The sequence below is a fragment of the Pseudoalteromonas sp. 4NS20-0020 genome (assembly GCF_057554385.1).
In genome coordinates, this window is sequence record NZ_BAAJMI010000004.1 from 1 (window position 1) to 21,344 (window position 21,344).

A 21,344-nucleotide genomic window follows, 5' to 3' on the forward strand; every position below is an offset into this window, starting at 1 on the left:
GAGTTGCCTTAGCGACTCAAGGGAAGCGAATCTTACGCTTTCCTGTGCTTTTGTCAACACTTAATTTTAAGTTTTATAAAAATCTAAACTCAAGTTTTACTCGACTCACTAAGTGACTTGCTTGCAGCTTAAGCGTTGCCTGCTCTGCCGTCTCAGTGGGGTCGCATTATAGGGAGCCGCGAATTTAACGCAAGCCTTTTTTAACTAAAAAAGTGATTTAAATTGCACCCCAAGCAAGCGCACACCCTAAACACAAGTTACTCACAAAACCCTGTGTATAACTTTACTTTTTAAGCTGATTTTCTCTGCTTTAACATCTAAGAGTCATCAATAAAAAAGCACCTTTAATAAAGGTGCTTTTATTTAGCCGGACTTATAATCAGCTTTTAATATAAAATACTGTATAGCTTTCTACGATATTTAGCTGCGAGCGCATCGCCATCTGGTAGAGAAGCTATTATAGCTAAAAAGCTTGGTTTAGCTTCGTTATAGTTAAGGTCCTTTTGTAGTACTTTGAATAGCACTTCTAATGCCTCTTCTTTTCTTCCTGCTTCGTTTAATAAAGCACTGAGCTCTTCTTTAAGTTCTAAATCGTTCGGATACTTATCTACTTGCTGTTGCTTTTGTTGTATCTCTGGAGAATCTTTTGCATCTAAAGCAGCTTCGCATTTTGCTTTGATGTTATTGAAGTACGCATCTTGATCTTGCGAATCAATCGTTTCTATTAATGCTTGAGCTTCATCTAATTTGTGAATTTGAATACAAATATCTGCAAGCACTAATTTAATACGTACATTAGTATTATCTATTTCGTATGCTTGCTTTGCATAATTAAACGCTGCATTGAGGTCTGATTTAAGTAGAGCCTGCTTAGCTTGTTCTAATAGCAAATCCTGTTGAGCAGGTAAGTGCTTAGATAGGGCTTCCCGTATTTGTGACTCAGTTTGCGTACCTGCAAGCAAATCGACAGGGGCAGAGTCTTTTAATAGCACAAGCGTAGGCAGCGTTTGTAAGCCAACCTGTTGTGCTAATTGTGAAGCTAATGCTTGCTCTGCATCACAATCTAAATTTGCTATTACTATATGGCTTGTATATTCAGCCGCTATTTTATCTAAAATTGCAGCCTGCCCAATACAATCAGGACTTTGAGGTGAGAAAAAGTTAAGTAATACTAATTTTTGTTGTGATGTTTCTCCAAGGACCTGCTGAAGGTTTTGTGCATTAATACTTACTATATTACTCATTGAATTGATTGCCATACTTATCTATTTAGGGTTTTATATGGTGATTAACATAATAAATACAAGTCGTATAACTAAATCACTCGGCATACATAATCAATTAATGAGGCAAATCATGAAACTATCTTACCTTAGCGCTGCATTTTTATTTGCAGCTCCGCTTTTGCAAGCTAAAGGACTTGACCTAGACCTAAACAAAACAATGCCTAGTATTGAAAAGTTTTACCTCGATTTACATCAATCGCCAGAACTTTCATACAGCGAAAAAAATACAGGTAAAAAAATAGCTAACAAGCTTAATATGCTTGGATTCGAGGTTACAGAAAATGTAGGTGGGTATGGTGTTGTTGGTATTTTTAAAAATGGCAATGGCCCAACAGTTATGATACGCACTGATACGGACGGCTTACCTATTACCGAGCAAACAGGTAAACCCTACGCTTCAACTGTAAAAGTTATTGACGAGCATGGTGCAAAAGTTGGTGTTATGCATGGCTGTGGCCATGATATTCATATGAGCTCATTTATAGGCACTGCCGAGCAACTCATTACTCATAAAAATAAATGGAAAGGTACATTAATGATGGTTGCACAACCTGCAGAAGAGGTTGGAGGTGGAGCTAAAGCGATGCTAAATGAGGGGTTATTTAGTAAATACGCAAAACCCGACCACGTTATTGCATTGCATGTTAGTGCCAGTGTACCTGCTGGTAAAGTAACTATGAAAAATGAATATACCATGGCTAGTGTGGATTCTGTTGATATTAATATAAAAGGTAAAGGTGGCCATGGCGCTTACCCTCATACCACTATTGACCCGGTAGTTATTGCTGCGCGCACAGTACTTGCTTTACAAACGATTACAAGTCGCGAACTTTCACCTTTAGAACCATCTGTTATAACAGTCGGTTCCATACATGGCGGCTCTAAACATAATGTTATTTCTGATGAAGTGAAACTGCAACTTACACTGCGTAGTTACAACCCAGATGTACGCAATGCACAAATTGCTGCAATAAAACGCATAACCGCAGGTATTGCGCAAAGCGCAGGGCTTGATGAAAGTGATTACCCCGCTGTTATAGTCCATGAGGATGAATCAATTCCATCTACTTATAATAACCCTTCGCAAACTAATATAGTACGAAGTGCTATCAAAAATGCGATAGGCGACACAAACGTACTTGAAACCCAAGCCGTAATGGCAGGTGAAGACTTTGGTCTTTATGGCCGCACCGACGAAAATATCCCAATTACATTATTTTGGTTAGGCGGTGTTAATCAACAGCAATACGCAAAAGCAATAAAAAACAACGAAACACTTCCTTCATTGCACTCAAGTAAATTTGCACCAGATTATAAAGTAGCTTTACCTACTGGTATAAAAGCCATGAGTAATGCGGCAGTTGCATTATTTAATACAAAATAAATCCCACTTAAGGGCTCAGCCATTAAACTGTTGTCGAGCTCTTTTTATAATTAGATTTTTTATTTTTACTGCGCTTGGCAAAACGCTTTTTAGGCGGTGTTTGGGGCAGTTTTGAAAATACATGGCTATCGCAATTAGCTGCTTGCATTACAAAGCCTTCAAGCTCCACCAGTAACGGTTGTAAAAATTGTTGGTAGCTCATTGCTTGTTGAGCAATGCTGCCTAAACTTGCCTCCCACTTTGCTGTTAAGTCAGGACTTGCTAAACCTTCAGGCAAAACACTAATTAATGCAAGGCCTGTTTCGGTGGCTTTGATTGTTTTGCCTTCACGCTTTAAAAAGCGCCGTTTAAATAACAACTCTATAATGCCTGCACGAGTAGCCTCTGTACCTAAACCATCAGTATCTTTTAATATTTTTTTGATATGTGGATCTTTTACATAACGGCTAATCCCTGTCATAGCACTCAGTAAAGTTGCATCAGTAAAATGAGCGGGAGGTGAAGTATACTTTTCTACTACATTACCTTGTGTACATATCAGGTCCATCCCTTTTTCAAGGTAAGGTAAAGTAGCCTCTTCTTTTAATTCTGATTTACCCATTAATACCTTAAAACCCAAACTGACTTCTTGTTTAGCGTTGGCTTTAAATAACCCACCAGCAATTGTCACCTCTGCTTTAGTTTCGTTATAAATACAGTCTGGGTAAAACTGGATCAAGTAGTGCCTACAAATAAGCTGATACACTTTTGCTTCATCCTTGGCTAAGCGAGCTGAATTTAATTGCTTTGCCGTAGGTACTATAGCGTGATGCGCAGCTACTTTTGAGTCATTAAAGCACTTACTGCGCAGCTTATCATTTGCACCATTTACTAACTCCACTTTTTGACCGTCATTAGTTGCAACTGCTTTTAAAATTGAAGGTGCATCTAAATGATGTTCCTTAGGCAAATATCGATTATCTGAGCGAGGATAAGTAATTAATTTATGGCGTTCATAAAGTGTTTGGCAAATATCAAGCACCTGTTGGGCAGCCATACCAAATGCCTTTGCTGCATCTATTTGCAGTGCTGATAGATTATAAGGTAGAGGTGCACTTTGCTTTTTTTGTTTTTGTTCAAGCGCTGTCACCTCTCCTGTTTGGTTAGTGATACGCGAAGCCACGTTTTCGGCCAATGCTTTATTTAGCACTCGCCCCTCTTCATCTTGATAAGGTTCGCAAGCTTTACTCGGTACCCACTTTGCTTTAAATACCTGCTTCTCAGGAGTAACTAAACTAGCTAGCACCTCATAAAATGGTTTTGATATAAAATTAGCTATCTCAGTGTCACGATTTACCACTAAGCCCAAAATTGGCGTTTGTACGCGCCCAACTGAGAGTACATTACCAAACCCTGCTTTTTGTCCCGCTAAAGTATAAGCCCGAGTGAGGTTCATACCAAAAAGCCAATCAGCTCGAGAACGTGCAAGTGCTGATACACTTAGTGGAATAAATTCCCGATTAGAGTGCATACTACCAAGCGCTTTTTTAACTGCAGCTAAGTTTAAATCGCTTATAAGTAGACGCTGAATACCTTGCTTTTTAGCTTTGCTTATTTTGGCTTGTTCTATCACTTCATCTACAAGTAACTGCCCTTCACGGTCGGGATCGCCAGCATGAACTAACGTTGATGCCTGTTTGATTAGCTTTTTTAAAATAGTTAATTGCTTACGAGTTTTAGGTTTAGCTTTTAACCGCCATTGCTCAGGTACTATAGGGAGATGTTCTAATTGCCATTTTTTATAGCGTTCATCGTAATCATCAGGTTCAGCTTGTTCTAACAAATGGCCAATACACCACGAGACACAATCACCATTTGCGACTTCAATGTAACCGTCGTGTTTTTTATGTGGTTTTGGGAGCGCATCTGCAATTGCACGTCCAAGTGATGGTTTTTCTGCGATGTAGAGTTTCATGCGCTGGCCTACAACTGGTTATATAAACAGTAGTTTAGCATAACTATTTTAAAGAGGGAGAGTTTTTGATTTATTGTCAGGTTCAATAAGTAGATGCTGGTAATAATTTGCAAAACTCAAAGCTGGGCTACTAATTAAGCCCAGCTTTATAATTTGAGCATTACCTCACATCAATAGGGTCAGACTCTTTCGCCTTACCTTGTAATATAGATATTTCAACTCGGCGATTCCGGCGTCGGTCTTCATTTGTCTCGTTAGGCACAAGCGGCCGAGTTTCAGCTCGCCCTACAACCATCATTCGTGTTTTATCAAACCCTTGAACTGTTTGCAATTCGCTAGCAACAGCCACTGCACGCTTAGAAGACAAATCCCAGTTATTTACGTATAACTCGTTTGATACCTGAAAATCATCTGTATGCCCTGATACTGTAATTTCACCTGGTACGTCTTTTAAAAGTTCGCCAATGTCTTGAATAATCGGTTTAAACTTAGGTTGTAAAAAAGCACTGCCCGAAGGAAACGAGCCATTTTCTCTAATACGAATAATAATTTGCTGACCTAATGATTCAAGTTCTATTGCACCATCTATTATTTGCCTTTCTAACTGCTGCGCTATTTTTTTAACCAGCTCATTTGTTTGCTCTTGATCTGCAGCGGATATTGCTTGTTCTGATGACTGCTCTTGTGAGGTACTTCTAGATTCACCGCCACGTTTATCGCCTCGCTGTTCTTGCCTGCCGCCCGCTGAACTTTCATCACCAGCCTGAAACTCTAGCATTTGCTGGGTCATTTCAACGGTTTGCTGTTGAATAGTTTCAATTGGTGTAGGCTCTGGCTTACCTGGAGTAAATTCCATAGCGATAACCGATGTCCCTTTTGGGATATCTTTAACTTCAATTTTATTTTGCACACCAAAAGCAAACTTCATTGAACCTGCAATTTGTTTAAATTTAAGTACATCCATTTCTGAGAATGCCAATAAGAGTACAAAAAAGCACATCAATAGCGACATTAAATCAGCAAATGTACCCATCCAAGCAGGCAAACCGGGTGGTGGGCATTTGCACTCTTCATCAGACATGGTTACTCCTCGGTATCAACTTTACGCTTAGACTCAGCCAAGTAGTTTTTCAAAATACCTTCAATAACTTTGGGGTTTTGACCATCTTGAATTCCTAAAATAGCATCGAGAATCAAACGCTGATTCATCGCTTCTTCGTCTTTACGCAGCTCAAGTTTTACCTGAATAGGAATTGCTACTACATTCGCCAAAAATGCACCATACAGAGTGGTCAATAGTGCCACGGCCATTGCAGGTCCAATAGCTTTGGGGTCGTCCATGTTTGATAACATGGCAACTAGGCCTATCAATGTACCAATCATTCCCATTGCGGGAGCTATGTCGGCAAGTGCTTTAAATAAGCCAGCACCTAGTTCATGACGGGTCGTGGTTAGGGAAATATCCTTTTGAAGTGTAGCGCGCACAACATCTGCGTCATGACCATCAACAAGCATGTCAACGCCTTTACGCATAAATGGATTTGGAATTTCAGCTTCTTCGAGTGCTAAAAAGCCACCTTTACGAGCAGAATCCGCAAGCTCTACTGCTTTTTCTATTAACTCTTCAGGCGACTCAATTTTAAACATGAATGCCTTACCAACCACCTTACCTATCCCTAAAAACTGAGACATAGTGAAGTTTGATAAAACAATAAACAGCGAGCCACCAAATACAATTACACTTGAAGGCGCATCGGCAAACATGCCCATTTCACCGCTACTACTCATAAACATAGACATGACAATTAAGCCTATTGCGCCTAGGATCCCTATTATGGTTGCTAAATCCACATTTCCTCCAGAGATTTCATGTTTAAATGCCTTATCATAAACTTTTTATTATTAACTGCTTATCGGCAACATACTGAATTGCTTAAGTCATTTTTGTAAATAAACATAAAAGTTATATTTATTATTTTATATCAAGTTAGGCGCACTGCCTAATTATCGAGTTTTCCTGACTAATAGCACTGATTAACACGCGATTAATCGCTCTAAATGTAAAAAACTCATATCATCCTTTGACCTAGTTTAGCATTCCCCCTAAAATTGGCTCCTAAATTTATCATGTAAGCTGAAATAAAGATGGCGACTAAAAAACCTGAAAACTTAAGTTTCGAAAAAGCACTAGAAGAATTATCAACAATTGTTAGTGAAATGGAACAAGGTGATTTATCGCTTGAACAATCATTAAAGCAGTTCGAGCGTGGTATTGCACTCGCTGGTGCGTCATCTGAAAAACTACAGCAAGCAGAACAAAAAGTATCTATTTTAATGGGTAATAGCGAAAAGTCAGCACTTACAAACTTTAATAATGATATGGAATAGTTGTGAGCATAAAAGACTATATTGAACGTGCTCAAATAGATGTAGCTACTACACTCAATAGCTACTTTGAACAACCGCTCGATAGCGATAAAACAATAAAAGAAGCCACTCATTACAGCTTATTTAATGGTGGAAAAAGGCTGCGCCCTTTTTTGGTGTACGCTGTTGGTGAAATGCTAGGCGCTAAAAAAAGTGACTTAGACGTTTTGGCTGCAGCCATAGAATGCATTCATAGTTATTCATTAGTACATGACGACCTACCAGCTATGGATGATGACGATTTACGCCGCGGCTACCCCACTTGCCATATTGTGTATGGCGAAGCGCAAGCCATTTTAGCGGGTGATGCATTACAAACTCTCGCCTTTGAACTTATAGCCACACATAACTTTAATTGCTCAGCGCAATCACAAGTAAAAATGATTGCTGCACTTGCACATGCATCAGGTATTGAAGGGATGGTTGCAGGACAAGGTTTAGACATTGCCGCAACTGACAAAGTTGTTTCTGTACAAGAGCTTGAGCGCATCCATAAGTTAAAAACCGGTGCACTAATTAACTGTGCTATAACACTAGGTGCACTGTGCAGTGAAAAAGCAGATGAACAAACTTTAGAAAACTTGAGCGTTTTTGGGTATGCTATAGGGCTGGCATTTCAAGTACACGACGATATTTTAGACGTGGAAGGTGACACCTTTATACTAGGTAAACCACAAGGCTCAGATATAGAAGCGAATAAAGCGACATACCCGGCGTTATTAGGTATGCTAGGCGCTAAAGAAAAGGCGCAAAATTTAATAACACAAGCCCACGAAGCGTTAGCACTTATTGATGCAGATACTACGCTTCTTGCGTCGCTGGCAAATTACCTTATTGAACGTGACCACTAGTCACAGTTTAAGCGTATTGCAAATAGCACTGACATTATTACTTAACATTCGTTGTTCACTCCCATTTGAAAGCGAATGTGATCGAAGGATATAAAAAAGCCATGACACTTGATAGTAGCAAGTATCCATTACTTAACTTGGTTGATAAACCAGCTCAATTACGAGACTTAGCGCAAGATAAACTTCCCGAGTTTAGCAATGAGCTACGTGAGTATTTACTTAACTCTGTATCGCAAAGTAGCGGTCATTTAGCGTCTGGTTTAGGCACAGTTGAGCTTACAGTTGCACTTCATTATGTATATAACACACCAGAAGATCGTGTAGTGTGGGATGTTGGGCATCAAGCCTACCCGCATAAGATCTTAACGGGTCGCCGCGACCAAATGCATACTATTCGCCAAAAGGATGGTCTGCACCCATTCCCATTTAGAGATGAAAGTGACTACGACACATTCAGTGTTGGCCATTCTAGCACCTCAATTTCTGCAGCTTTGGGCATGTCAATTGCTGCGCAAAAAGAAGGCGCAGGGCGTAAAACGGTTGCAGTTATTGGTGATGGCGCTATTACTGCGGGTATGGCATTTGAGGCGATGAACCATTTAGGCGATGTAAAATCAGACATGCTTATTATTCTAAATGATAACGAAATGTCGATTTCAGAAAACGTTGGCGCATTAACCAACCACTTTGCGCGTATTCTATCTGGTAGCTTTTACACCAACATTCGCGAAGGAAGTAAAAAGTTACTGTCTGGCGTACCGCCTGTTAAAGAGCTTGCCAGCAGAATGGAAGAGCATCTTAAAGGCATGGTTATCCCTGGTACGTTTTTTGAAGAACTTGGCTTAAATTATATTGGCCCAATTGATGGGCACGATGTAAACATGCTGGTTGATACATTGCGTAATATGCGTAATTTAAAAGGCCCACAACTTCTTCATATAAAAACGCAAAAAGGTAAGGGTTACAAGCCAGCTGAAGCCGACCCTATTGGTTACCACGGCGTCCCTAAGTTTGATCCAAACACATCTAGCTTGCCTAAATCAAAACCGGGCGCCCCTACATTTTCAAAAGTATTTGGCGACTGGCTATGCGACATGGCGCAGCAAGATGATAAATTAATGGCTATCACTCCTGCCATGCGTGAAGGCTCGGGCATGGTGCGGTTTTCAAAAGAACATGCTGATAAGTATTTTGACGTCGCGATTGCTGAACAACATGCCGTAACTCTAGCCGCAGGTTTTGCATGTGAAGGCTTAAAGCCTGTTGTTGCTATCTATTCAAGCTTTTTACAGCGCGCATACGATCAGCTCATTCACGATGTTGCATTACAAAACCTCCCTGTATTATTTGCTATTGACCGAGCAGGTATTGTTGGTGCCGATGGCGAAACACATCAAGGCGCATACGATCTCAGCTTTATGCGTTGTATACCTAATATGGTTATTATGGCACCTAGCGATACTAATGAATGCCGCCAAATGTTGTACACCGGTTACAAAGCTAATTGCCCGGTTGCTGTTCGTTACCCTCGCGGAAGCGCTGGTACGGCAGATATTCAGAGCGATATGCAACTTTTCGAAATTGGTAAAGCAAATACAATAAAAGAAGGTTCAAAGATTGCCATTTTGTCATTTGGTACATTGCTTGAAAACGCACAACTTGCTGCAAATGAACTTAATGCAACGCTTGTTAACATGCGCTTTATAAAGCCACTTGATACTTCACTGTTAAACGACATTATTAAAAATCATGATGTCATTGTTACACTTGAAGATCATGCCATTGCCGGTGGTGCAGGCTCTGCGGTTAACGAATACTTAGCCAGCCAGCAGGCCAATGTTAAAATACTTAACTTAGGTATTCCTGATGAGTTTATTAAGCACGGCACGCAAGACGAAATGCACGATGAAATGGGCTTAGGCGAGCAAGGTATTTTAAGTTCAATAAGGTCATTTACTGCTTAGTTAATTATTTTAACTGTTTATAAAAAGGAGCCTGTTGGCTCCTTTTTCGTTTTTATCATTATTTTTTGCATCCAATTTAACTTTTAAGCCGTTATTGCTGTGAGGTTAACATGTAAATAATCAGTGCTGCTTAGTCTGTGCTTTATAAGCAAGCCCTTTATTTACCTAAATTTAATGGAATATTTAAAAGGTAAAAATGATGAATAATGCTAATTTAACAACTCATACAGCACAAAAAAACACATTGAAACACACGCTTAGTTTTTCAGCGTTAACACTTGCAGTATTAATCGGCATTACAGGCTGTAGCTCAGACGATGGTAAAAACGGCGTAGATGGTATTGCAGGCACCGACGGACAAAATGGTACCGATGGAACAAATGGCAACCCAGGCTTTGCATCAGCCACATTTATTTTGGCAAACAATGGAGAAACTAACACGGGTACCATTGATTTAATTGACCAAAGCGCTTCTAAATTAAAAACTTTTAACACAACAGCTAACGAAGGCGCCGCTTTTGATAGCTTAGGTAATTTATTACAAGCAAGCGACAGCGAAAGTGGCAGTATTAAAACTATCTGTCAGCTTGCTAACCGTGCTGATGGCAGCAGCTATGATGCAAATACTGATCGCGAAATAACAGGTGCTAACACTACGCTCGTAAACCCTAAAGGAATTGCCGTAGCACAAAAAAGTGGCCTTATTTTTATTGCTGACTTTGGCGCGATGCAGGTAACGACTTTTGGCGCTACAGCCGCAGGTAACGCAATGCCTTTAGGCACAACCATAACAGAAGCTGCACCGTGGGATGTTGATTATGATGAAACAAATGACCGTCTTTATGTAGCACTTACAAATGGTGATGTAGCCGTTTACGATAATTTTGTTGGTGGTGAATTTGCCGCTATGCCAAGTCGTACAATTACCCCTAGCAATAATGATGGTACGCAAATATCTGTAAATATTCATGGCATTGTTTATGATTCAAATACTAATAAACTTATTTTATCTGATGTAGGCAGTGCCTCAGATGCAACCGATGGTTCGTTATTTGTAATCAATAATGCATCAACCGCAGACGGCTTAGTGAGCGTTGCACGCAGTATTGCCGGCCCAGCAACAATGCTTGGTAACCCGGTTGATATTAGCCTTGAAGGGAGTGACTTGCGTGTAGCCGAAAAATCAAATGATGCTGTTCTTGTATTTAGCAATATTTTTTCAGGTGAAAGCGGCGATATTACTCCAGACTTAGTCACTTCAACTATTAAACCTGAGTCAATTACTAAAGTGGGTATGCAAAATGTAATGGCTGACATTTCAGATAGTGATGCCGCTAATATGGCGCTTTTAGGAGTTGCCGTTAGCAGTAACCCGGGTACTACAGGTGAAACAACGGGGCAAATTAGTCGATTAAGCTCTCAACTTAGCACAGAAGTTGGCAACTATAATGCGGGTCAAACTATCGAGAGTGTAACTTTTGATAAAGCGGGTAATAGCTATACAACGTTCGATAACAGTACAACTTCTATTGGCGGTATTGTCATTTCAAATAAAGTGGCAATAAACAGAGATGGGCAAACGTATAATACAAACCAAGACAGTGTTATTACAGGGGCAAATACAGGCCTTATATCTCCTAAAGGTCTTGATGTAGCTTCTGATAGCGGTATGATTTTAGTTGCAGAAAATAATGCAGATACACCAAGTATCTCAATATTTTCAACGTGTACCACAGGAGATGCAAGCCCATTAATGACGCTTACTTTTGCTAACGGTGCGCGTCCTTGGGATGTTGATTACGATGCAAACACTGACCGTGCTTTTGTCGCACTCACAAATGGCACCGTTGCTGTATTCGACGAAGTCAAAAGCAAGCTTATGGCCGGAAATGCAAATATTGCTGTTGAAGACAGACTTATAACACCTGCTAATGCTGGAACCGCGGTAGAAGCGCCAAGCAATATACATGGCATCGATTACGACTCGCTTAGTGGCTCGTTAATTCTCTCTGATGTGGGTAGCGCCGCGGTTGCTGACGATGGAAAAGTATATGTATTAAATAACGTGGCAATGGCATCGGGGTTGGTAAACATCAGCACCACGATTAGCGGCCCAAATACCCTACTGGGTAACCCTGTTGATATTATGTATACCGGGACAGATTTATACGTAGCTGAAAAATCAAATAATGTAGTTATGCGTTTTAATAATATTTTAAGTATTACCGGAGGCGACATTAGCGCCGATGCAAGCACTGCATTTACGGCACCTGAGTCAGTTGCAATATTACCAGCTTGGCTTAATCAATAGCGTTAACCTCACCATACCTGACCAATCACTTTGGTCAGGTATTATCGCATCCACACTTTTATATCGGCCAAACCATTTTTCTGTAGCATACCCAGTTGCTGCTCTACATTAGAGTTTTGTTCAAACTCAAATGCATCTAGCTGCTCGTCGAAAGTAATATGCGCTACACCGTCTCCACCGCGTTTTTTAACTTGATGAAGCGAAATGTCAGCTAAATTAATAGAGGTTTCCCAACTAATTACTTGCCCACCAAGTAAGGGTAATGGGTAGAAAGACCAACCAATTGAGGCTGTTATATTTGTCATATTTCCGTTAGGTAATTGGAAAGAATACTCTGCAATCGCTTTACAAAGCTCTGAAGAGTAACTGTCTATTTTATTGCACTTAAAATCACGTAAAAGTAATAAAAACTCATCGCCACTCCAGCGCGCTACATAGTCAGAGCCCTGCGTACGCGAGTTTAATAGCGCAGCCATTTGCTGCAAACAGCTGTCACCTGCAATTGGACCAAAGGCATCATTTATACGGCTAAAGTTATCTAAATTAATAATAACCAGTACAAGTGATTTCCCTTGAGCCTGTAATGACTGTGAATTACGTTGAAAATGCTCAATATCTTTTGGTAATTGATCAAACAAGAAACGACGGCTACGCAAACCTGTAAGCTCATCAGAGTGGCTTACAAGTTTAAGTTGTGAGTTAACTTGCCCAAGCTTATCATTCGCTTGTCGAAGCTCTAACGTACGCTCTGTAATTAAACCTTCAAGCACTTCTTGTTTTCTGCGCTCTTGCGCTTTAAGCACCCAAAATACTAAGTAAAGAAGTAAAATAAAGCCACTGGTGATCAGTAATCTAAAGTAAATCGTTTCATCAAACCGCTCTGGCACAATAAACTCATACTCTACGTATTGCGCCTTTGACCAATCTTCACCTTGGCGTTTTGCCTCTAACTGAAATAAAAATGCCCCAGCTGGTAAGTTGGTATAAATAGCCTCGCGGCGCGTGTTTGCATAACGCCAATCATTGTCCAAACCACTTAACTGATACCTAAACTCAATACTGTTTGGCGCATAATAGTCTATCGCCGTATAGGTTAGTGTTATGTCTCGCTCGTCAGTTTCTAAAGTCGGCTTTTTACCTAGCGCAGCCGTTGTTAAATTACGCTCAGGAGTTGTAATTGTTTCAATAGTTGGTTTTAACGACAGCACCCCAAATAGCTCTACATTTTTAGGTATCTCAACAACACCTTGTAGGCTCGGATACCACATTGAGCTGCCCATATTGACAACTGCATCATGGCCTAAACCACTACAACACTGGTTAGCTTTGCCATCAAGCTGGCGATCGAATGACGAAATCACCTCTTCTACTTTTAAACTTTCTATGTTTGTTTTGAACTGCTCCGCTGGCATTCTGTAAACACCTTTCATGGTGCTCACCCACACGTTATTTAATTTTTCGTCGTACTCTAAGCTAAATATAGAGCCATACGGTAACCCATTTGCGGCATCAAGCTGTCGCCATTGGCCCTGCGTGCTTCGGTAAAATAATCCATCATTAAGCGAGCCTATTAAAATACCCACGCCATCAATATGCAAAACACTTGTAATATAAGCACTTTCAAGTGAAGTTTGATCCCCGACCTTTTCGATACCGCGATCAGTAAAGTAATACGCACCTTTACTGGTACCTATGACACCAAAGTTTCCTTTGTCTAAAACATAAGTTATAAATTTGCTGCCTAAAAAGGCGTTATAAGCAAAGGGAGTTAAACCTGCAAAGTTGAGCCTGTAGAGCCCACGGCCGGTGCCAATCCAAAACCCACCTTTACTAGAGCGACTTATAGCAAAAACGGGATTATCACGCAGTGCACGCCCAGGCACACTAAAGAGTTTATCGTCTTCGTATACGAACAACCCTCGCCCTGTGGCGATGTATACGCGCTCTCCATCAAACTGTAAATCGTGTACTGAGGCACGCCCATACTGACTACTTGGAATTAAATTAATATAACTTTTATTCAAGTCAAAATAACCAACACCACTTTTATTAGCGACCCATAATTTACCATCTGGAGCTTGGCTCAGCGCCATAACCGCTTCAGTCATTTGTGAAACAGCAGCGTGCCTTTCTACTCGCCCTTCGTGAGCAAGCCACAACCCTTCACTGAAGCTTGCTAACCAAATATTATTTTTATCATCTCTAAAAATATCAGCAAACCAAATACTTTGATCTAGCTGGCTCGGTTCAACCCATTGCCATTGGCTGGATTTATCTCTGAATAACAAGCGCCCATAGGTGGAAATCCATAAACCACCATCGCTGTCACTCATAAATTTATACACTGCAGAGTTATTCGCGTTGGGTAATGGAAAGGGCCTTAACTCGTCGTCTAAATCTAAAAAGTAAGCGCCTAGCTCCGAAGCTAAATATAAATTCCCATTTAAAAATGCAAGATCATGAACGATCGTTTGAGCTAAACGCTCGGGTAACGATATTTTAGCAGTAAGCTCTAAACGCAGTTTGGCAAAATCGGAGGAGTTTTTAGTTAAGCGTAACAAGTGACGATCGTTTACAAGCCAAATACCTTCTGGCGAAAGCGCCATTTGGCTCACTGAACCCACTATTTGAGTTATAACGGTTGCATTAGCCGTTGGTAAAATAGCTTTAGATTGACCGCGTAAGTTAACTTGACCACGACCAACGTAATATAACCCGTTTGCGGCTATCCAAGTGCCCCCTTTGGAGTCTTCTAGAATATCCCTTACAGGGCCTTTAATGTTAAATGCCTGCGCTGCAAAGGTCGCTGGATTAATAACCACTAAACCACTTCTAGTACCAACCCAAAGTAATCCATTCGAATCGATTAAAAGCTTATTAATGCCATTGCTTGGTAAAAAAGCGCTATTTTGGGTATTGTAGTTTGTAAACGTAGTGCCATCAAAGCGGCTCAAACCAAACTGTGTGCCTAGCCAAATGTAGCCTTGCTGATCTTGCACTACGCTTTTTAATGATTGTGACGGTAAGCCGTCTTTAATATTCCATTGTTTAACAACATAGTCAGTAATTGAAGCCCCACTTGGCATTGCGCACAACATCAGTACACACACCAGTAAAAATCGCATCATACGCTGCCACCTAGTTAAACTAATCAAATATAAACACTAAAAGGGTAGTAAACCTGCTTTTATTAATGCTTGCAAACAAATCAATGAAAAAATACCCGCTAACACGTCATCCGCCATAATACCAAAACCACCATGTACGCGTTTGTCTAACATACGAATCGGGCCTGGTTTTGCAATATCAAAAAAGCGAAAAAGTAAAAAGCCAACTAATAAAGTTTGCCAATTTAATGCTGCACCTATCATGGTGATGTAGTAGCCAGCGACTTCATCCCACACAATAGCAGGATGGTCATGCACACCCAGATCATCAGCTGTTTTACCGCATGCCCAAATACCAAATACACTGATCACAACTGCAAATACTATTTGTAACCAGATTGGATAATGCATTGTTATAAATATAAATGGCAATGCTGCAAATGTGCCAAATGTACCCGGCGCTTTTGGTGCAAGGCCAGTACCAAACCCTAAACCAAAAAACTGGTGTGGGCGTTTTAAGTTAAATAATCGGTTTTTATTCAAACCTGCTCCTTTGTAAAATGCTCAAAACCCTGTTGCTCAAAGTTAAACATTTCACCATTTTGTAAAAGCTCAATCTTACCGTTACCACTTTTTATCTGCCCAATACAGGTAATATCCACACCATATTGGCTTAGCTTTAAATCAAGCATACCTTTATTGTTATCGGGAACAGTAAAAATTAATTCATAGTCATCGCCGTAGCTAAGAATAAACGGTAATTGCTTATTAAAATCTAAGCTTGCTTTCATTGCCTCTGATGTAGGAATACTCTCAACATTAATCTCTGCATTTACTTGCGACATTTCAAGAATATGTGTTAAATCGGCAAGTAATCCATCTGATACGTCAATAGCTGACGTTGCAAGCCCACGGATGACCTGACCCGCAGCAACACGCGGTGTTGGGTAGTCAAATCGATTGTTTAAGTATTCTAAATGCGTTGGATCTATATTAATACCTTGCTTACGTGCTTCAATAGCAAGACCCGCGTCCCCTAAAGGACCCGTAACATAAATCCAATCACCTACTTTTGCACCACTTCTGCGTAGTGCCTTACCTTCCGGCACAGTACCTTTAGCGCAAATAGTAATGGTGAGTGGCCCTTGAGTGGTATCGCCACCAATAATTTGTACATTAAAGTATTCTGCAATTTCATGCATGCCTTCAGTAAATTCTGCAATCCACTGAGAATCTATTGTCGGTAACGTTAGTGCAACAGATACCCACGTAGGTTCAGCACCCATTGCAGCTAAATCACTTAAATTAACAGCAAGCGCTCTATGCCCCAATGCGCGAGGAGAAATATCTTCAAAAAAGTGCACGCCTTCAACCAAAGTATCGGTTGTGACTGCAAGTTGGCAGTTTTGTGGAACAGTGACAAGCGCGCAATCATCCCCTATACCTAGGTTAACATCACGACGAGAAATACCGCGACCTTTAAAGTAGCGGTTAATTAATTCAAATTCCTTCATACACAAAAAAGCCGACCTATGCCGGCTCTCCTTTTAACGGTTATATAAAGTAAATCTCTGAAAGCAAAGTCAGAGAAAAATACTATTACTTGCGTAAATGCTTTACAGCTTTATCAAGTACACCGTTTACAAATTTATGACTATCTTCTGCGCCAAATATTTTGGCAAGCTCAATACCTTCGTTGATAGCAACTTTGTAAGGTACATCTTCACGGAACTTAAGTTCGTAGCTGCTTAAACGTAAAATTGCTCGCTCAACCATATCTAAGTCATCAAATGGACGCGTTAAATGAGGTGATACTGATTCATCAAGTAGCTTATAATTTACAGCTACACCTGAGGCTAAATCTTTAAAGTATTCAACATCAATTTTAGTAACGTCGTTTTCGATCAACATTTGTTGCTCGATGTCGGCAATTGCATTACCGCTTAATTGCCAAGAATAAACGGCTTGAAGTGCTAAGATACGTGCTTTACGTCTTGCTGCTGGTTTCACAAAAATTCCTTAAACTTAAATTTTATCTAACACATTAACCATTTCAAGCGCACCCAAAGCAGCTTCGCCGCCTTTGTTACCCATTTTGGTACCTGCGCGCTCAATAGCTTGTTCAATGCTTTCAGTGGTTAATACGCCAAATGCAACCGGTATATCATACTCAAGTGATACTTGCGCAAGACCTTTGTTTGACTCGCCAGCAACTAGGTCAAAGTGTGGTGTTCCACCTCTGATCACTACGCCTAAAGCGATGATTGCATCATACTCTTTTTTTGCCGCAACGCGTTTTGCCGCTAAAGGTAATTCAACTGCACCCGGTACATAAATCACAGTAATGTCGTCATCAGATACACCACCGGTACGTTTTAGCTCATCAACAGCACCTTCAAGTAGGCTGCTACCAATAAAGTCATTAAAACGAGAAATGACAATGGCAAATTTTTTGCCCGGTGCGTACTTATTACCTTCAATAATTTTCATTTGATAACCCTAAAAATAAGTTCAAGCGGTTGCGATTGCGCAAAAATTGCTGCGCATCATACCATAATAATAATAAAATAGCCTAGTTTAAGCGTTTGCCTATTGTGGCTCAATGTAATCAATAACTTCTAAATGAAAGCCCGAAAGTGCATGGTATTTTTTAGGGCGACTCATTAATCGCATTTGCTCAATTCCTAAATCTGCAAGAATTTGTGAGCCTACACCAACAGTACGAGAAGTACCTTGAAATTTACGCGGTGTAACATTTTCACCAGCGTCTGCAGCAGCAAATGCTTTAACTGTTGCTTCAAGCTCTTCAGTACTTTCTTGTTTACCTAAAATGACTAGCACACCGTCATTTTTAGCTATGTATGCCATTGCATCCGATAAGCCCCAGCTTCTGTCTGCGCTTCTATCAGAAAGTAAAATATCGTTAAATGTACTTTGTAAATGCACACGCACCAAGGTTGGTTCTTGCGCTTTAATTTCACCCTTGAGTAGTACGTAGTGTAACTGACCGTCAATAGTGTCTTTGTAAGTGACTAAGTCAAATTCACCATGCTCTGTTGGCAGTTTACACTTAGCCACTTTTTCGATTGTGGTTTCGTTTAAATTGCGGTATTCAATTAAATCAGCAATTGTGCCAATTTTAATGTCGTGCTCTTTAGCAAAAACTTCTAAATCAGGGCGGCGTGCCATGGTGCCATCAGCGTTTAAAATTTCAACAATAACAGAAGACGCTTCAAGCCCTGCTAAACGCGCTAAATCACAACCAGCTTCTGTATGACCTGCACGTGTTAATACACCACCTGGCTGTGCCATAATCGGAAAAATATGACCCGGCTGTACAATATCGCTAGGAACAGCACCTTTAGCGATAGCTGCTTGTACCGTGCGTGCTCTATCTGCTGCTGATATACCTGTGGTTACGCCTTTTGATGCTTCTATCGACATAGTAAAGTTAGTTGAAAACGCAGCGCCATTATTTTTAACCATTAAAGGCAAGTCTAGTTGCTCACAACGCTCTTGTGTCATCGTTAAACAAATTAAACCACGGCCATGAGTAGCCATAAAGTTAATTGCTTCTGCGCTAATATGTTCCGCAGCAATGATTAGATCACCTTCATTTTCTCTGTCTTCATCGTCCATTAAAATAACCATTTTACCGGCTTTAATGTCATCTATAATTTCTTGTGCGCTGTGTAAATTCATAAATTCGCTCGTGTAAGTTGTCAGTTTCGTTATTTAATAAAGCCCGCTTTTGCGAGTAAGCTTATTGATATATCTGTGCCGGTTGGCTGCTCTGCGCCTTTGATAAGACGCTCTAAATAACGTGCAATTTGATCGACTTCTAAATTAACTTGAGTGCCTACTTTAAAGTCGGCAATCGTTGTTTGACCGCTGGTGTGCGGCACAATTGTTAATTTAAATTTATTACCTTCAACAGCGTTAACTGTCAGGCTTATACCATCAATACATACCGACCCTTTGTACGGTATGTATTTCATTAAATTTTCACCGGTTGTCAACCAATATTCAGTAGCTCTTGCATTAGCTGTAATCGCCGTTATTGTTGCAATACCATCAACATGGCCAGACACTAAATGTCCACCTAAACGCGAAACCGGTTGCATTGCTTTTTCAAGGTTAACTGTTTGCCCTATTGAATAATGTGCAAAACCAGTTAAATGAATTGTTTCGTTAGATAAATCAGCGCTAAAACCATCAACATGTTTATCAACTACCGTTAAACACACGCCATTTGTTGCAATACTGTCACCCAGCTTTACGTCACTCATATCAAGGTCGGCGCTTTGAATACGAATGGCTAAATCGCCTTGTTTTTTTTGTAATAAAGCAATTTTGCCTGTGGCTTCTATTATCCCAGTAAACATAGCGCTACTCTTCTTTGTTAAATGATTTTAATGCGTGCGTTTTTAACGCGTTGATACGTAAATCGTCACCAATACGAACACACTCATTAAAAGATAAATCGATAGTATCTTGCATACTCGTCAATTCAGGGAAGTTTACTAAACTTTTAGCATCATAACCCATCAGTTTTGGTGCGATATAAAAAACATACTCGTCAATTAAATCAAGCTCGGTCATTTTCCCCGCAAGGGTTGCCCCAGCTTCCAGCCATATATTATTAAACTGATGCTTTGCTAGTGTTTGTAATACATCGGTTAAATCAACCTTACCCTGTTGCTCGCGCACCGCTATGTGCTTAACAAAATGCGGCCACTGCATTGAATTATCAACCTTGGTAGTAAATATAATTATCGGGTGCGCTATTTTAAATAGCGCAAGGTCAGGTGTTAATCTGTTTTGCGAGTCTATTATAACACGCACCGCCTGACGTAGCGGTAAGTTGGTTGGTAATGAATACGGTAATTCACTTGGTCGAACATTGAGTTTTGCATTATCAACAAGAACCGTATCGGCCCCCGTTAAAATGGCACAGCTTTGAGCGCGGTATAGCTGCACATCTTTTCGTGCAGCAGGGCCTGTGATCCACTTACTTTTTCCGTTTTTTAGCGCTGTTTTACCGTCTATACTGGCTGCTAATTTACAAGTTACGTAAGGAAGCCCCTGCTCCATACGCTTAAAAAAGCCAAAGTTTAATGCGCGCGCCTCTTGTTCAAGCAACCCATGAGCAACTTCTATTCCGGCGTCACTCAATATTTTAAGGCCTTTACCTGCCACTTGCGGGTTGGTATCAACCATGGCTGCAATCACCTTTTTAATACCAGCAGCCTTAAGTCCTTCAGCACAGGGGGGCGTGCGCCCGTAATGGCTACAAGGTTCAAGTGTTACATAGGCAGTTGCACCCTGTGCTTTTTCGCCGGCTACAGCAAGTGCATTTACCTCTGCATGTCCTTGCCCTGCTAACTGATGAAACCCTTCACCAATTATTTGATTATCTTTTACAAGTACACAGCCAACATTAGGATTAGGCGTTGTGGTAAACCGACCTTTTTTAGCAAGCTCAATAGCACGCGCCATATATAGTTTATCGTGCTCAGTAAATGCTGATTGGCTGCTCATGCTTATTCCCCTAAACGGGCAATTTCTTCGCCAAACTCTCGTATATCCTCAAACGAGCGATATACTGACGCAAACCTTACATAAGCGACTTTATCTAACTTTTTAAGCGCTTCCATAATACATTCACCCACCAAATGGCTTGAAATTTCTCGCTCACCCGTTGCGCGTAATTGCGACTTTATTATATTGACTACTTCATCAACTTGTTCTGTACTGACGGGACGCTTCTCAAGCGCACGATTTAAACCATTTAGTAACTTATCTTCATTAAATGGTTCGCGACTGCCGTCTTGTTTTACAACACGCGGCATAACCAGCTCCGCCCCTTCAAACGTGGTGAAACGTTCATGGCAATCATTACATTCACGACGTCGGCGAACTTGATGGCCACCGCCAACAAGGCGGGAATCTATAACTTTGGTGTCTTTTGCTGTACAAAATGGGCAATGCATAACTAAAGGTATCCGTTTTAAAAACAAAAAAGCCGCTAAAAAGCGGCTTTTATAATAGCATGATTGC

18 protein-coding genes are annotated in these 21,344 nt (G+C 40.5%); 5 read left to right on the top strand and 13 right to left on the bottom strand.

Annotated elements, in window-relative coordinates; genetic code table 11:
- Nucleotides 1–386: 386 nt before the first annotated feature.
- The gene (locus AC27JL_RS10540; RefSeq protein ID WP_006794254.1) at nt 387–1,244 is read right to left on the bottom strand and encodes a tetratricopeptide repeat protein; all 858 of its coding nucleotides are present in this window, start codon (nt 1,242–1,244) and stop codon (nt 387–389) included.
- 112 nt (nt 1,245–1,356) lie between these two features.
- On the opposite strand from AC27JL_RS10540, the gene AC27JL_RS10545 reads away from it, so the two are divergent.
- Nucleotides 1,357–2,670 (top strand): M20 metallopeptidase family protein, encoded by a 1,314-nt coding sequence (locus tag AC27JL_RS10545; RefSeq protein WP_487195599.1) that lies wholly within the window; start codon nt 1,357–1,359, stop codon nt 2,668–2,670.
- A gap of 22 nt (nt 2,671–2,692) precedes the next feature.
- Here the strand turns inward: AC27JL_RS10545 and AC27JL_RS10550 are convergent, their stop codons facing one another.
- The 3 genes from AC27JL_RS10550 to pomA all read right to left on the bottom strand — a co-directional run bounded on the left by AC27JL_RS10550 (nt 2,693) and on the right by pomA (nt 6,475).
- Nucleotides 2,693–4,624, bottom strand: coding sequence for a DNA topoisomerase III (locus AC27JL_RS10550; RefSeq protein WP_487195600.1), 1,932 nt, complete (start codon nt 4,622–4,624; stop codon nt 2,693–2,695).
- Nucleotides 4,625–4,784: 160 nt separating this feature from the next.
- Nucleotides 4,785–5,705 (bottom strand): flagellar motor protein MotB, encoded by a 921-nt coding sequence (locus AC27JL_RS10555; protein WP_006794258.1) that lies wholly within the window; start codon nt 5,703–5,705, stop codon nt 4,785–4,787.
- Nucleotides 5,706–5,707: 2 nt separating this feature from the next.
- Nucleotides 5,708–6,475, bottom strand: coding sequence for a flagellar motor protein PomA (gene pomA, locus AC27JL_RS10560; protein WP_008132143.1), 768 nt, complete (start codon nt 6,473–6,475; stop codon nt 5,708–5,710).
- Nucleotides 6,476–6,769: 294 nt separating this feature from the next.
- On the opposite strand from pomA, the gene AC27JL_RS10565 reads away from it, so the two are divergent.
- From AC27JL_RS10565 to AC27JL_RS10580, 4 genes are all read left to right on the top strand, one after another.
- A complete protein-coding gene (locus AC27JL_RS10565; protein WP_006794260.1) occupies nt 6,770–7,012 on the top strand; it encodes an exodeoxyribonuclease VII small subunit in 243 nt (80 codons plus the stop codon).
- A 2-nt stretch (nt 7,013–7,014) separates the two neighbouring features.
- Nucleotides 7,015–7,902 (top strand): (2E,6E)-farnesyl diphosphate synthase, encoded by an 888-nt coding sequence (gene ispA / locus AC27JL_RS10570; RefSeq protein ID WP_006794261.1) that lies wholly within the window; start codon nt 7,015–7,017, stop codon nt 7,900–7,902.
- 101 nt (nt 7,903–8,003) lie between these two features.
- The gene (gene dxs, locus AC27JL_RS10575) at nt 8,004–9,866 is read left to right on the top strand and encodes a 1-deoxy-D-xylulose-5-phosphate synthase (RefSeq protein WP_487195601.1); all 1,863 of its coding nucleotides are present in this window, start codon (nt 8,004–8,006) and stop codon (nt 9,864–9,866) included.
- Nucleotides 9,867–10,065: 199 nt separating this feature from the next.
- Nucleotides 10,066–12,177, top strand: a complete 2,112-nt coding sequence (locus tag AC27JL_RS10580) for a hypothetical protein (protein ID WP_487195602.1) — start codon at nt 10,066–10,068, stop codon at nt 12,175–12,177.
- 41 nt (nt 12,178–12,218) lie between these two features.
- Here AC27JL_RS10580 and AC27JL_RS10585 read toward each other — a convergent pair whose 3' ends face one another.
- The 9 genes from AC27JL_RS10585 to nrdR form a co-directional block, all read right to left on the bottom strand.
- Nucleotides 12,219–15,305 carry a diguanylate cyclase domain-containing protein gene (locus AC27JL_RS10585; RefSeq protein ID WP_487195603.1) on the bottom strand — a complete coding sequence of 1,029 codons (3,087 nt, stop codon included), beginning with the start codon at nt 15,303–15,305 and terminating at the stop codon, nt 12,219–12,221.
- Between the two features lie 36 nt (nt 15,306–15,341).
- Complete coding sequence (locus tag AC27JL_RS10590; protein WP_006794265.1) at nt 15,342–15,827, bottom strand: phosphatidylglycerophosphatase A family protein; 486 nt, start codon at nt 15,825–15,827, stop codon at nt 15,342–15,344.
- Nucleotides 15,824–16,798: a thiamine-phosphate kinase gene (gene thiL / locus AC27JL_RS10595; RefSeq protein WP_006794266.1), complete on the bottom strand. Its 975-nt coding sequence runs from the start codon at nt 16,796–16,798 to the stop codon at nt 15,824–15,826. Before thiL ends, AC27JL_RS10590 begins: the two co-directional genes overlap by 4 nt.
- Before the next feature lie 85 nt (nt 16,799–16,883).
- On the bottom strand, nt 16,884–17,294 hold the full coding sequence (nusB, locus tag AC27JL_RS10600) for a transcription antitermination factor NusB (RefSeq protein ID WP_006794267.1): 411 nt from the start codon (nt 17,292–17,294) through the stop codon (nt 16,884–16,886).
- A 15-nt stretch (nt 17,295–17,309) separates the two neighbouring features.
- On the bottom strand, nt 17,310–17,774 hold the full coding sequence (gene ribH, locus AC27JL_RS10605) for a 6,7-dimethyl-8-ribityllumazine synthase (protein WP_006794268.1): 465 nt from the start codon (nt 17,772–17,774) through the stop codon (nt 17,310–17,312).
- Nucleotides 17,775–17,873: 99 nt separating this feature from the next.
- Entirely contained in the window at nt 17,874–18,986 is a 1,113-nt protein-coding gene (ribBA, locus tag AC27JL_RS10610) for a bifunctional 3,4-dihydroxy-2-butanone-4-phosphate synthase/GTP cyclohydrolase II (RefSeq protein ID WP_006794269.1), read from the bottom strand.
- A 29-nt stretch (nt 18,987–19,015) separates the two neighbouring features.
- Nucleotides 19,016–19,669 carry a riboflavin synthase gene (locus tag AC27JL_RS10615; protein ID WP_487195604.1) on the bottom strand — a complete coding sequence of 218 codons (654 nt, stop codon included), beginning with the start codon at nt 19,667–19,669 and terminating at the stop codon, nt 19,016–19,018.
- A gap of 4 nt (nt 19,670–19,673) precedes the next feature.
- Nucleotides 19,674–20,825, bottom strand: a complete 1,152-nt coding sequence (ribD, locus tag AC27JL_RS10620; protein ID WP_487195605.1) for a bifunctional diaminohydroxyphosphoribosylaminopyrimidine deaminase/5-amino-6-(5-phosphoribosylamino)uracil reductase RibD — start codon at nt 20,823–20,825, stop codon at nt 19,674–19,676.
- Nucleotides 20,826–20,827: 2 nt separating this feature from the next.
- A complete protein-coding gene (nrdR, locus tag AC27JL_RS10625; protein ID WP_006794272.1) occupies nt 20,828–21,277 on the bottom strand; it encodes a transcriptional regulator NrdR in 450 nt (149 codons plus the stop codon).
- Nucleotides 21,278–21,344: the final 67 nt, after the last annotated feature.